This is a genomic window from Nocardioides sp. (assembly GCF_030019515.1).
Lineage (GTDB): Bacteria > Actinomycetota > Actinomycetes > Propionibacteriales > Nocardioidaceae > Nocardioides.
Map to the genome: position 1 here is coordinate 22,932 of NZ_JASEEQ010000012.1, position 11,771 is coordinate 34,702.

An 11,771-nucleotide genomic window follows, 5' to 3' on the forward strand; every position below is an offset into this window, starting at 1 on the left:
CGGAGGGCTCTCAGCCGACGTCGAGCGCGCCCAGGGCCATCCGGCTGAGCAGGTCGCGCATCGCGGTGTCGGGGAGCAGCCCGCTGTGCGGCGTGGAGTTGATCAGGCCGAACGCCGCGTGCGCCATGGACCGCACCGTCGCGAGGTCGAGACCGGGATCGTCGAGGCGCAGCTGGCCGGCCCACAGGTCGACGTACTCCCGTTGGAGGGTGCGCACGCGCTCGCGGGCCTCCTGCGGCAGCGCCTCCCAGTCGCGGTCCTGGACCACGATCAGCGCCCGGTGCCGCAGCGCGAAGTCGACGTGCCAGTCGACCAGGGCGGTGAGCGCCGGGCGCGGCCCGGCTGCCGCGGCGACCCGCTCGGTCCCCACCCGCAGCAGCTCCTCGCTGATCGCCACGAGCATCTCGGCCAGGACCGCCTGCTTGGACGGGAAGTGCTTGTAGAGCGCCGGCCCCGAGATCCCGCACGCCGCCCCCAGGTCGGCCACCGAGACCCCGTGGTACCCGTGCGTCGCGAACAGCTCGGCCGCGGTCGCGAGGATCTGGTCGCGGCGGCTCATGGGTCCAGGTTAGTGCCCGTTAACCGCGGGGGGTCGATCCTGGCGTCGGTTTCCCCGGGTACCCGGGGAAACCAGTACTTCTAGGCCGAAGTTTCGGCCGAAGAGTGACAACTTCCCCGGGTACCCGGGGAAACCTGCGCCCGGCGGGGCCGCCCTCACGCGAGCGAGAGGAAGAGCTTCTCCATCTTCTTCGCGTCCAGGCTGTCCAGGCCGTCGCCGGTGGTGAGGCACTGCTGGAGGCCGGTGGCGACGATCGCGAAGCCGGCGCGGTCCAGGGCACGGGAGACGGCGGCGAGCTGGGTGACGACGTCCTCGCACTCGCGGCCCTCCTCCAGCATCCGCAGTACGCCGGCCAGCTGGCCCTGGGCGCGCTTGATCCGGTTGATGACCGGCGTCATCTCCTGCGGGTCGAGCTCCATGTCAGTGCTCCTCGGTCAGGGCGGCCAGGGCCGCGGACAGCCGCTCGCGCGCCTCGGCGGCGACCTCGGCGAGGCCGGCGCCTGCCAGGGCGGTCATCGCGTCGGGGTCGAACGCCTCGACGACCGTCGAGTCCGCGCCGACCGAGCGGACCACGACGTTGCAGGGCAGTACGGCCGCGATGGAGGGGTCGACCTCCATCGCCCGGTGCGCGAGCTGGGGCCGGCAGGCGCCGAGGATCACCTGCGGGGGTACGTCGACGCCGAGCTTGGCCGCCAGCGTCGCCCGGATGTCGATCTCGGTCAGGACCCCGAAGCCCTGGTCGGCCAGCGCCTCGCGGACCTCGGCGACGGTCTCGTCGTACGGCCGCTCGACCGTCGTGCTCAGCGTGTAGCTCACAGCTCGCTCCCCTCGGTGTGGTCGTGCTCGTGGTCGTGCTCGGGGTGCTGGGCGGCGAGCTGGGCGCGGACGTCGTCCATGTCGAGCTCGCGGACGGCGCCGATCACCTGCTCCAGCGCGGGGGCCGGCAGGGCGCCCGGCTGGGCGAAGACGAGCACGCCCTCGCGGAACGCCATCAGCGTCGGGATCGAGGTGATCTGCGCGGCCGCGGCGAGCTCGCGCTCCGCCTCGGTGTCGACCTTGCCGAACACCACGTCGGGGTGCTTCTCCGACGCGGCCTCGAAGACGGGGGCGAACTGGCGGCACGGGCCGCACCACGAGGCCCAGAAGTCGACCAGGACGATGTCGTTCCCGGTCACGGTCTCCTCGAACTTCGCGGCAGTCAGCGCGGTGGTGGTCATGGGCTCTCCTCTGGTCGTCCCGGGAATACGATACCCCCCGGGGTGTTATGGTTCCGAACGGCGGATACCCCCTGGGGTATTCCGGACATGGCCCGAATCCCCTGAGAGTGAGAGTTCTATTCCCATGCCCACTTTGACGACGCCCCCTGACGTCGACCCCGAGATCGGCTACCGGCCCGGCCCCCTGGGCCGGCTCGGCGTGTGGGTCACCCATCACACCCGAGCCACCGCCGTCGTGTGGCTGCTGGTCATCGTCGGCCTCGGCGCCTTCGCGCCGAAGGTCGAGGCCGAGCTGTCCGGCGCCGGCTGGCAGGCCGACGGCTCGGAGTCCGTGGCCACCCGCGAGCTCGCCCAGGAGCACTTCGGCGGGAACGCCAGCTCGGCGATCCAGGTCGTCGTGCACAGCGCGAAGGTCCCGCTGGACAGTGCCTCCGGGCAGCGGATCCTCGACCGGGCGACCGCCATCCTCGAGGACGACCCGCGGATCGCCGAGGTCGTGCAGCCGCAGCCCGGCGCCACTCTGAGCGAGGACGGCCGTACGGCGGTCCTGCTCGCCGGCGCCGCCGCCGACCCGAACGACATGGTGCGCGCCGCGGACGACCTCAAGGGCCCGCTCCAGGATCTCTCGACCGACGGCATCCAGGTGAACCCCACCGGCGCCTCGCTGCTCTGGTCGGACTTCAACGAGGCCAACCTGGACGCGATGCTGAAGTCGGAGATGTTCTCCTGGCCGGTCACCCTCGCGATCCTGGTGCTCGCCTTCGGCGCCCTCGTCGCCGCGGGGCTGCCCCTGATCCTCACCCTCGCCGGCCTGGTCGCCTCTGCCGGCTCGCTGGTGCTGATCAACCAGGTCGTCCCGGTCTCCATCTGGGCGATGAACTTCGCGATGATGTTCGCGCTCGCGCTGGGCATCGACTACGCGCTGTTCCTCGTCGTGCGCTTCCGGGCGGCCCGGATGGGCCACCACGAGAGCCCCCGCCAGGCGATCGCCGAGACCATGGACACCGCCGGCAAGGCCGTGCTGCTCTCCGGCGCCACGGTGCTGATCTCCCTGTCCGCGGTGATGCTCGTGCCGTCGCCGTCGTTCCGATCGATGGCGGGCGGGATCATGCTCTCGGTGATCTTCGTGCTCGCCGCGACGCTCACCCTGCTCCCGCTCGTGCTGCACCTCCTCGACGAGCGGATCAACAAGCTCTCGCTGCCGTGGGTGCACACCGGCGAGCACCGGTCCCCGAAGTTCGCGGCCTGGGGCGAGCGCCTGTGGAAGCGCCCGATCGTGTTCGGGCTGGCCGCGCTCGTGGTGCTGCTCGCCCTGGCCGCCCCGATCCTCGGGCTGAAGACCGCGATGCCCTCGATCAAGGTGCTGCCCGACGAGGCCAGCGCCCGGGTCGGCTACGACCTGGTGCAGGAGAGCTTCGGCGAGGGCGCCCCCGGCACCCTCCAGGTCGTGGCGGCCGGCGCCGACGCGGAGGCGACGTACGACGCCCTCACCGCCGACCCGGGCATCGCCGCGGCGATGCCGGCCATGCCCGCCGCGGACGGCACCGACCACGTGCTGATCCAGGCCGTGCCGACCGTCGACCCCTCCGACCCGGAGCTGGGCGAGACCGTCGACCGGCTGCGCACGGACCTGCCGGAGTCGGCGGTCGTCGGCGGGGCCGCGGTCGAGAACCTCGACCTGAAGTCCCAGCTCGACGAGTCGACCCCGCTGGTGATCGGCGTGATCCTGGCGCTCGGCTTCCTGCTGCTGCTGGTCGCGCTCCAGGCGCCGCTGATCGCGCTGCTCGGCACCCTGGCCAGCCTGCTCTCGACCGCGGCGGCCTTCGGCGTGGCGCGGCTGATCTTCCAGGAGGGCTGGGGCTCGGGCCTGCTGGGCTTCGAGAGCCAGGGCTTCCTCGACGCCTGGGCGCCGGTGTTCTTCTTCGCGATGATCTTCGCGATCGCGATGGACTACACGGTCTTCCTGCTGGCCTCCGCGAAGGAGCACTTCGAGCACACCGGCGACCCGAAGGACGCGATGGTCGGCTCGCTCGCCCACTCCGGACGGGTGATCTTCGCCGCCGGGGCGGTCATGGTCGCGGTCTTCTTCACGTTCGCGCTGTCCGGGCCGCTGCCGCCGAAGGAGATGGGCGTGGTGCTCGGCGTCGCCGTCCTGCTCGACGCGTTCCTGGTCCGGCTGGTGCTGCTGCCCGTGCTGCTCCGGCTCACCGGGCGCGCCGCCTGGTGGGTGCCGCGCTGGCTCGACCGGGTGCTCCCCGACGTGCGCTTCTCCCACAGCTGACCCCAACGGAAAGGTTCCACCACCATGTGTCATCGCATCACCTGTCGCCGCTGCGGCAAGGCCAGCTGGGCCGGCTGTGGGGCGCACGCCACCCAGGTCATGGCCGGGGTCCCGAAGGCCGACCGGTGCCAGGGACACGAGGGCGAGCCGCCTCTGCCCGGGCTGATCAGCAGGCTGCTGGGCCGGGCCTGAGCTCGGGCCCGAGGTGTGGCGCGGGGGCGGGTGACCGCCCTCGCGCAATGCCCCGAGGGGTGGTGCGGGCTGGCCCGTCCGGGTCATGTCGACCGGACGGCCGGCGTCCCTAGCGTCGAGGACCGCGGCACAAGCCGCCTTCTCGGAGGGATATCACCATGCAAGTCACCAGGCCACTCACCAGGCATCTCACCACCTCTCGGGCGATCGTGTGTCGCCTGGTCCCGGCGGCCGTGGGTGCCGCCGTCCTCGCGACCGTCGCCTCGTCCGCGGCGCTCGCCGCTCCGGGGGTGACCCCGGCGCTGTACACCGACGCCCTCGACCCGGGCACGTCGGTGACGATCACCAAGACGGTGGAGACACCGCCGATCCCGCCACGTCCGGACATCGTGTTCATGGCCGACACGACCGGGAGCATGGGCGGAAGCATCGCCAACGTCCGCACCAACGCGAACGCGATCCTCGGCCAGATCCAGGCGGCGCAGCCCACCGCCCGGTTCGCGGTCGCGGAGTACAAGGACGAGTCCGACGGACCGGCCGCCGTGTTCCGCGTCGATCAGCAGCTCACCGACAGCACCGCCGACGTCGTCACCGGCATCAACGCCTGGTCGGCCTCCGGCGGTGGCGACGCCCCCGAGGCCTGGATCGGTGCGCTCGGCCGGATCCCGTCGAGCATCGACTTCCGCCCCGACGGCACCCGGGTGCTGGTGATGTTCGGTGATGCGCCCAGCCACGACCCGTCCCTCGGCTTCACCCTCGGCTCCGCCACCTCCGGCCTGCAGGCCAGCGGCGTTCGGGTGATCGCCATCGACGTGCCCGGCACCGCCGGCGGCCTCGACGCGCTCGGCCAGGCCACCCACGTCACCTCCCAGACCGGCGGCTCACTGGCCGCCGCCGACCCCGACCAGGTCGCGAGCACGATCCTCAGCGAGCTGCAGAACCTGCCCGCCGTGGTCACCCACGACACCACCTGCGACCCCGGGGCGTCGCTGTCCTTCGACCAGGCCAGCCGCACCGTCACCTCGGGTGACAGCACGTCCTTCGACGAGACCATCAACCTCGCCGGCGACGCCGTGCAGGGCAGCGTGCTCACCTGCACCACGCGGTTCCTCGTCAACGGGGAGCTGCCCGGACCGGAGTTCGTCCAGACCGTCGAGATCACGGTCAACGACGTGACCCCGCCGGTCGTGACCGTCGAGAGCAAGACCGTCGAGGCCACCGGGCCCAGCGGCGCGACGGTGTCCTACACCTCCTCCGCGACCGACAACGTCGACGGTCCGCTCACCCCGGCCTGCGCGCCGGCCTCCGGCAGCCTGTTCGGGCTCGGCGCCACGACCGTGACCTGTGCGGCCACCGACGCGGCCGGCAACACCGGAACCGGGACCGGGACGATCACCGTCGTCGACACCACCCCGCCGACGGTCGGGTGCCCGGAGGCGGAGAACCCGGGCGGCCACGTGCCCGGCTCGCACAACGAGGACGGGTTCTTCCGGCTCGACGCCAGCGACGTCGTGGACGCCGACGCGGACGTCTACCTGCGCGACACCGGCAGCGGCACGGTCTTCGGGCCGTACGCGTCGGGGCAGCGGATCAAGTACACCGAGAACGGCGCCACCCCCTCGGTGAAGACGATGCCGAGCGGCATCCTGCACATCACCGGCACCGGTGACGCCGAGGTGTACGCCGTCGACTTCAGCGGCAACGCCTCGGCACCGGTGGCCTGCCTGGTCCCGCAGCCTCCCAAGTAGCGCCAGGCAGCATCCGGGCAGCACCCGGCACCCGCGGGTGCTGCCCGGCCCGGAGTCTCGGGGGCGTCCGCCCCGGGGGGTTGATCCCCCCGGGGCGGACCCCTGTGCGCCCGGTCGGACGGGTGGACCCGCAGGTTAATGATCGCTAACCTGTGGGGGTGAGCCACATGAAGGAGCTGGTCGACGAGCTGCGTGAGCGGCTCGCGCTGGCGCGCCAGGGCGGGAGCGAGAAGGCCCGCCGCAAGCACACCGACCGGGGCAAGCTGCTGGTGCGCGACCGGGTGGACCGGCTCCTGGACCCCGGCAGCCCGTTCCTGGAGCTCAGCCCGCTCGCGGCCGACGGGATGTACGGCGGCGCCGTACCGTCCGCCGGCGTCGTCACCGGCATCGGCCGGGTGAGCGGACGCGAGGTCGTCGTGGTCGCCAACGACGCCACGGTCAAGGGCGGCACCTACTACCCGATGACGGTCAAGAAGCACCTGCGCGCCCAGACCATCGCGGCCGACAACCGGCTGCCGTGCGTCTACCTGGTCGACTCCGGCGGGGCGTTCCTGCCGATGCAGGACGAGGTCTTCCCCGACCGCGAGCACTTCGGCCGGATCTTCTTCAACCAGGCCAACCTCTCGGCGCGCGGCATCCCGCAGATCGCCAGCGTGATGGGCTCGTGCACCGCGGGCGGCGCCTACGTGCCGGCCATGTCCGACGAGACGGTGATCGTGCGGAACCAGGGCACGATCTTCCTCGGCGGCCCACCGCTGGTGAAGGCCGCGACCGGTGAGGTCGTGACCGCCGAGGAGCTCGGCGGCGGCGACGTGCACGCGCGCACCTCCGGCGTGGCCGACCATCTGGCCGACGACGACGCGCACGCGCTTGCGATCGTGCGCAGCATCCTCGAGACCGTGGGCCCGCGCCCGGCCGTGCCGTGGGAGGTCCGGCCGGTCGAGGAGCCGCACGAGGACCCGACCACGCTCTACGACGTAATCCCCGCGGACACCCGCACGCCGTACGACGTCCGCGAGGTGATCCGCCGGGTCGTCGACGGCAGCCGGTTCCACGAGTTCAAGAAGCTGTACGGCGAGACCCTGGTCACCGGCTTCGCCCGGATCTGGGGCCACCCGGTCGGCATCGTCGCGAACAACGGCATCCTCTTCAGCGAGTCCTCCCTCAAGGGCGCCCACTTCATCGAGCTGTGCAACCAGCGCGGCATCCCGCTGGTGTTCCTGCAGAACATCACCGGCTTCATGGTCGGCAAGGAGTACGAGAACGGCGGGATCGCCAAGGACGGCGCCAAGCTCGTCACCGCGGTCGCCTGCTCGGTGGTCCCGAAGTTCACGGTCGTGATCGGCGGCTCGTTCGGAGCCGGCAACTACGGCATGTGCGGGCGCGCCTACGACCCGCGCTTCCTCTGGATGTGGCCGAACGCCCGGATCTCGGTGATGGGCGGCGAGCAGGCCGCCTCGGTGCTCGCCACCGTGCGGGGCTTCGACGACCCGGCCGAGGAGGAGGCGTTCAAGGCGCCGATCCGCGAGCAGTACGAGACCCAGGGCTCGCCGTACTACTCCACCGCCCGGCTCTGGGACGACGGCATCATCGACCCCGCCGACACCCGCCGCGTCCTCGGCATGGGGCTCGCCGCCGCCGCGAACGCGCCGGTGCCCGAGCCCTCCTACGGCATCTTCCGCATGTGAGGCATCCGATGAAGACACTCCTGGTCGCCAACCGTGGCGAGATCGCCCTGCGGGTGATGCGCACCGCCCACGCCATGGGCATCCGGACCGTCGCGATCTACACCGACCTCGACCGCACCGCCCCCCACGTGCGCGCGGCCGACGAGGCCCAGCGCGTGGACAGCTACCTCGACATCGAGGCCGTGGTCGCCGCGGCCCGGGCGGCGGGTGCCGACGCGGTGCACCCCGGCTACGGCTTCCTGTCCGAGCGGTCCGCGTTCGCCCGCGCGGTCGAGGACGCCGGGCTCACCCTGGTCGGCCCGAGCGCGGCCGTCATGGACGCCATGGGCCGCAAGGACGCCGCGAGGGAGATCGCGGTCGCCGCCGGCGTACCGGTCGTGCCCCGGGGCGAGGACGCGGCCAAGAGCTGGCAGGGCCCGGTGCTGGTCAAGGCCGCCGCCGGTGGTGGCGGCAAGGGCATGCGGGTGGTGCGCGACGAGGGGGACCTCGCGGAGGCGCGGGCCGCCGCGGCCCGGGAGGCGCTCGGCGCGTTCGGGGACGACACCCTGCTGATCGAGAAGTACGTCGAGCGCGGCCGGCACATCGAGGTGCAGATCCTCGGCGACGCCCATGGCAACGTGATCCACCTCTTCGAGCGCGACTGCTCCACCCAGCGTCGGCACCAGAAGGTCCTGGAGGAGGCGCCGGCCCCGACGATCACCCCCGAGCTGCGCAGCCGGATCACCCAGGCCGCCGCCGACCTGGCCCGGCACGTCGGGTACGTCAACGCCGGCACGGTGGAGTTCCTGCTCGACGAGGCGACCGGCGACTTCTACTTCCTCGAGATGAACACCCGCCTCCAGGTCGAGCACCCGGTCACCGAGCTCATCACCGGGCTGGACCTGGTCGAGCTCCAGCTCCGGGTGGCCGCCGGCGAGCCGCTGCCGATCACCCAGGACGACGTCACCGCGACCGGCCACGCGATCGAGGCGCGGGTGTACGCCGAGGACTCGTTCGCCGGGTTCCTGCCCCAAGCCGGGCGGACGTCGATCGTGCGCTGGCCGGCCGGGGTCCGGGTGGACCACGCGCTGGAGCCGGAGCAGGTGGTCAGCACGTCGTACGACCCGATGCTCGGCAAGATCATCGTGCACGGGCCCGACCGCGAGGCCGCCCGCCGGGCGCTCGTCGACGCCCTCGACCGGACCGCGATCCTCGGCCTGACCACGAACGTCGGGTTCCTGCGCGCGCTGGCGGCGGGCGAGGAGTTCCGCGACGCCACCATCGACACCGCCTGGCTGGACCGCCACGAGGTGCCGCGGCCGGACGACGAGCTCCCGCGCGTGCTCGTCGCCTGGGTGAGCGCGATGCTCGCGGCGCTCTCGGGCGACGGGCAGCCGTTCCAGGCCGACGGGTGGCGCTCCGGCGCCGACCCCGCGCCGACCATCGTCGAGCTGGACCGCCCGGTCGTCGTCGACCGGTTCGCGGGTCGCGTCGACGGCCGTCCGGTGCGCCACGTGTTCGCCGCCGGCCCGCTCGATGACCCCGTGCTGACCCTCGAGGTGGACGGGCGGGTGCACTCCGCGGTCGTCAACGTGCAGCCGCACGTCGCCGAGGTCGTCCACCGCGGGCAGCGGTTCGTCTTCGAGCGTCCCGACGTGTTCGGCGACCACGCGGCCGACGTCGGCGACGGCGCGATCGCCGCCCCGATGCCGGGTACCGTCCTGGACGTCCGCGTCGAGCCCGGCGCGACCGTCGCCGCCGGCGACGTGCTCGGCGTGCTGGAGGCGATGAAGATGGAGCTGACCCTCAAGGCACCCTTCGACGGCATCGTCAGCCAGGTCGGCGCCACCACCGGCGCGCAGGTCGCCCTCGGGGCCCGGCTGTTCGTGGTCGAGCCGCACGCCGAGGCGGCCGAGGGCGCAGCGGCCGCCGAGCGAGTGGTGGCGAGCTGATGCGCACCCCCGCCGTCGTACCCGCGCTGCCGGTCGCGGCCGTGCCGCTGCCGGACCGGGTGACGATCTACGAGGTCGGCCCCCGCGACGGCCTGCAGAACGAGAAGGCCCTGGTCCCGACCGACGTCAAGGCGGAGTTCGTACGCCGGCTCCTCGCGGCCGGCCTGCCCGTCGTGGAGGCGACCAGCTTCGTCCACCCCACGTGGGTGCCCCAGCTCGCCGACGCCGCCGAGCTGATGGCGCTGCTCGGGCCGGCCGGGCGGGACTGCCCGGTGCTGGTGCCCAACGAGCGCGGCCTGGACCGGGCCCTCGAGCTGGGCGCGCGGCACGTCGCGATCTTCGGCTCGGCCACCGAGACGTTCGCACAGAAGAACCTCAACCGCAGCCTGGACGAGCAGTTCGCGATGTTCGAGCCGACCGTGCGCCGGGCCCGCGACGCGGGCCTGGACGTCCGGGCCTACGTCAGCATGTGCTTCGGCGACCCGTGGGAGGGCGCCGTGCCGATCGAGCAGGTCGTCGGCGTCGGCAAGCGGCTCTTCGACCTCGGCGCCAGCCAGCTCAGCATCGGCGACACCATCGGCGTCGGCACCGCCGGCCACGTCACCGCCCTGGTGCGCGCCTTCGACGAGGTCGGCCTCGGGACCGACCGGCTCGCGATGCACTTCCACGACACGTTCGGTCAGGCCCTCGCGAACACCTACGCGGCCCTCCAGGCCGGCATCACCACGTTCGACGCGAGCGCCGGCGGGCTCGGCGGCTGCCCGTACGCCAAGAGCGCCACCGGCAACCTCGCCACCGAGGACCTGGTGTGGATGCTGCGCGGCCTCGGCATCGAGACCGGCGTCGACCTCGAGGAGGTGGCCGCCACCAGCGTCTGGATGGCCGCCCACCTCGGCCGGCCCAGCCCGTCGGCCGTGGTCCGCGCCCTGGCGCCGTCGGCGACCTGATCCGGGAGTGGCCGGCCCCGGCGGCTGTCCGGCGTCACATGGAGGCGGGCCGGAGGCCCAGCCGCGCGGGCCCCGCTCGGCCTGCGGCACAATCACAGCATGAGCCGGAAGGTCTACCTGCACATCGGTGCGCCGAAGACGGGGACGACCTACCTGCAGGACCGGCTGACCCTGAACGCGAGGACGCTGGCGGAGCACGGGGTGCACTTCCCGAGCGGCTCGCCGCTGGTGAGCCCCGGGCTGTTCCAGTTCCGGGCCGCGCTCGACCTGCTCGGCCAGGACTGGGGCGGGCCGCCCGGACACGCGGACGGCAGCTGGGACGGGCTGGTCCGCAAGGTGCGACGCCGCTCCGGGACCGTCGTGATCAGCCACGAGATCCTCGCGCCCGCCGCGCCGGGGCAGGTGGCGCGCGCGATGCGCGACCTGGCCGGCAGCGAGATCCACGTCGTCTACACGGTGCGCGACCTGGCCCGGCAGCTGCCCGCCGCCTGGCAGGAGAGCATCAAGCAGGGCCGGCGGTGGAGCTACCGGCGCTTCCTCGACCGGTTCGAGAAGGGCCGCAGCTGGTTCCACCGGGCCTTCGACGTCCCGCGGGTCCTCGGCACCTGGGGCGCCGGGCTGCCGCCCGAGCGGGTGCACGTCGTCACCGTCCCGCAGACCCGGGTCCAGACCCAGCACGGTGACCAGCTCTGGCTGCGCATGTGCGAGGTGCTCGGCATCGACCAGGCGTGGGCGCCCCTGGACAGCGACCGCTCCAACCGCTCGCTGGGCATCGCCGAGACCCAGGTCATCCGCCAGCTCAACCGCCGCATGGACCGCGCCGCGCGCCGGGAGTCGACGTACGACGCGCTGATCCGCGACATGCTCGCCCAGGGCGAGCTGGTCAAGCGGGAGTCGGCCGCCGTGCGGCTGCCCCCCGAGCGCTTCGCGTGGGTCGAGGAGCGCGCCGAGCGGTGGATCGAGTGGATCGAGGGCAGCGGGGTGCACGTCGTCGGCGACGTCGACGAGCTGCGTCCGGTGCGCCCGGAGGAGGGCGAGCGCTGGCGCGACCCCGACCGGGTGCGCGCCAAGCGGCAGCTCGTCACCGCGCTGGACGCCCTGGCCGCGATGACGCGGGAGGCGGCCCGTCGGCCCGACCCCGAGCGGCAGCTGACCACGCGCGTCCTGGCGCAGGCCCAGCGGCTGCGCGACCGATGAGCGACCGGTGA

Annotated in this window: 11 protein-coding genes; 7 read left to right on the forward strand and 4 right to left on the reverse strand. The window is 72.9% G+C overall.

From position 1 onward, the window contains the following. Positions 1 to 10 precede the first annotated feature (10 nt). From QMC84_RS16315 to trxA, 4 genes are all read right to left on the reverse strand, one after another. Positions 11 to 559: a TetR/AcrR family transcriptional regulator gene (locus QMC84_RS16315; protein WP_300376481.1), complete on the reverse strand. Its 549-nt coding sequence runs from the start codon at positions 557 to 559 to the stop codon at positions 11 to 13. Positions 560 to 714: 155 nt separating this feature from the next. Next, positions 715 to 978 (reverse strand): metal-sensitive transcriptional regulator, encoded by a 264-nt coding sequence (locus QMC84_RS16320; RefSeq protein WP_011753637.1) that lies wholly within the window; start codon positions 976 to 978, stop codon positions 715 to 717. Between the two features lies 1 nt (position 979). Next, positions 980 to 1,375, reverse strand: coding sequence for a DUF302 domain-containing protein (locus QMC84_RS16325; protein ID WP_300376485.1), 396 nt, complete (start codon positions 1,373 to 1,375; stop codon positions 980 to 982). Further along, positions 1,372 to 1,776, reverse strand: a complete 405-nt coding sequence (trxA, locus tag QMC84_RS16330) for a thioredoxin (RefSeq protein ID WP_300376487.1) — start codon at positions 1,774 to 1,776, stop codon at positions 1,372 to 1,374. Before trxA ends, QMC84_RS16325 begins: the two co-directional genes overlap by 4 nt. Positions 1,777 to 1,900: 124 nt before the next feature. Between trxA and QMC84_RS16335 the strand changes: the two genes are divergently transcribed. The 7 genes from QMC84_RS16335 to QMC84_RS16365 all read left to right on the forward strand — a co-directional run bounded on the left by QMC84_RS16335 (position 1,901) and on the right by QMC84_RS16365 (position 11,760). Next, a complete protein-coding gene (locus QMC84_RS16335; RefSeq protein WP_300376489.1) occupies positions 1,901 to 4,057 on the forward strand; it encodes an MMPL family transporter in 2,157 nt (718 codons plus the stop codon). A gap of 24 nt (positions 4,058 to 4,081) precedes the next feature. Next, a complete protein-coding gene (locus tag QMC84_RS16340) occupies positions 4,082 to 4,249 on the forward strand; it encodes a hypothetical protein (RefSeq protein ID WP_300376491.1) in 168 nt (55 codons plus the stop codon). A gap of 158 nt (positions 4,250 to 4,407) precedes the next feature. Continuing rightward, entirely contained in the window at positions 4,408 to 5,997 is a 1,590-nt protein-coding gene (locus QMC84_RS16345) for an HYR domain-containing protein (RefSeq protein WP_300376493.1), read from the forward strand. A 167-nt stretch (positions 5,998 to 6,164) separates the two neighbouring features. Further along, on the forward strand, positions 6,165 to 7,685 hold the full coding sequence (locus QMC84_RS16350; protein WP_300376766.1) for a carboxyl transferase domain-containing protein: 1,521 nt from the start codon (positions 6,165 to 6,167) through the stop codon (positions 7,683 to 7,685). A gap of 8 nt (positions 7,686 to 7,693) precedes the next feature. Beyond that, positions 7,694 to 9,616, forward strand: coding sequence for a biotin carboxylase N-terminal domain-containing protein (locus tag QMC84_RS16355; protein ID WP_300376494.1), 1,923 nt, complete (start codon positions 7,694 to 7,696; stop codon positions 9,614 to 9,616). Continuing rightward, a complete protein-coding gene (locus tag QMC84_RS16360) occupies positions 9,616 to 10,563 on the forward strand; it encodes a hydroxymethylglutaryl-CoA lyase (protein WP_300376496.1) in 948 nt (315 codons plus the stop codon). The genes QMC84_RS16355 and QMC84_RS16360 overlap by 1 nt, the downstream gene beginning before the upstream one ends. Positions 10,564 to 10,662: 99 nt before the next feature. Further along, positions 10,663 to 11,760, forward strand: a complete 1,098-nt coding sequence (locus QMC84_RS16365; RefSeq protein ID WP_300376498.1) for a hypothetical protein — start codon at positions 10,663 to 10,665, stop codon at positions 11,758 to 11,760. The last annotated feature ends 11 nt before the right edge of the window (positions 11,761 to 11,771 follow it).

What these genes read in the sequence shown, in the direction of transcription:
- QMC84_RS16315 (WP_300376481.1), bottom strand. Translation starts at nt 559, where the DNA reads ATGAGCCGCCGCGACCAGATCCTCGCGACCGCGGCCGAGCTGTTCGCG.
- QMC84_RS16340 (WP_300376491.1), top strand. Translation starts at nt 4,082, where the DNA reads ATGTGTCATCGCATCACCTGTCGCCGCTGCGGCAAGGCCAGCTGGGCC.
- QMC84_RS16350 (WP_300376766.1), top strand. Translation starts at nt 6,165, where the DNA reads ATGAAGGAGCTGGTCGACGAGCTGCGTGAGCGGCTCGCGCTGGCGCGC.
- QMC84_RS16345 (WP_300376493.1), top strand. Translation starts at nt 4,408, where the DNA reads ATGCAAGTCACCAGGCCACTCACCAGGCATCTCACCACCTCTCGGGCG.
- QMC84_RS16355 (WP_300376494.1), top strand. Translation starts at nt 7,694, where the DNA reads ATGAAGACACTCCTGGTCGCCAACCGTGGCGAGATCGCCCTGCGGGTG.
- QMC84_RS16360 (WP_300376496.1), top strand. Translation starts at nt 9,616, where the DNA reads ATGCGCACCCCCGCCGTCGTACCCGCGCTGCCGGTCGCGGCCGTGCCG.
- trxA (WP_300376487.1), bottom strand. Translation starts at nt 1,776, where the DNA reads ATGACCACCACCGCGCTGACTGCCGCGAAGTTCGAGGAGACCGTGACC.
- QMC84_RS16365 (WP_300376498.1), top strand. Translation starts at nt 10,663, where the DNA reads ATGAGCCGGAAGGTCTACCTGCACATCGGTGCGCCGAAGACGGGGACG.
- QMC84_RS16335 (WP_300376489.1), top strand. Translation starts at nt 1,901, where the DNA reads ATGCCCACTTTGACGACGCCCCCTGACGTCGACCCCGAGATCGGCTAC.
- QMC84_RS16320 (WP_011753637.1), bottom strand. Translation starts at nt 978, where the DNA reads ATGGAGCTCGACCCGCAGGAGATGACGCCGGTCATCAACCGGATCAAG.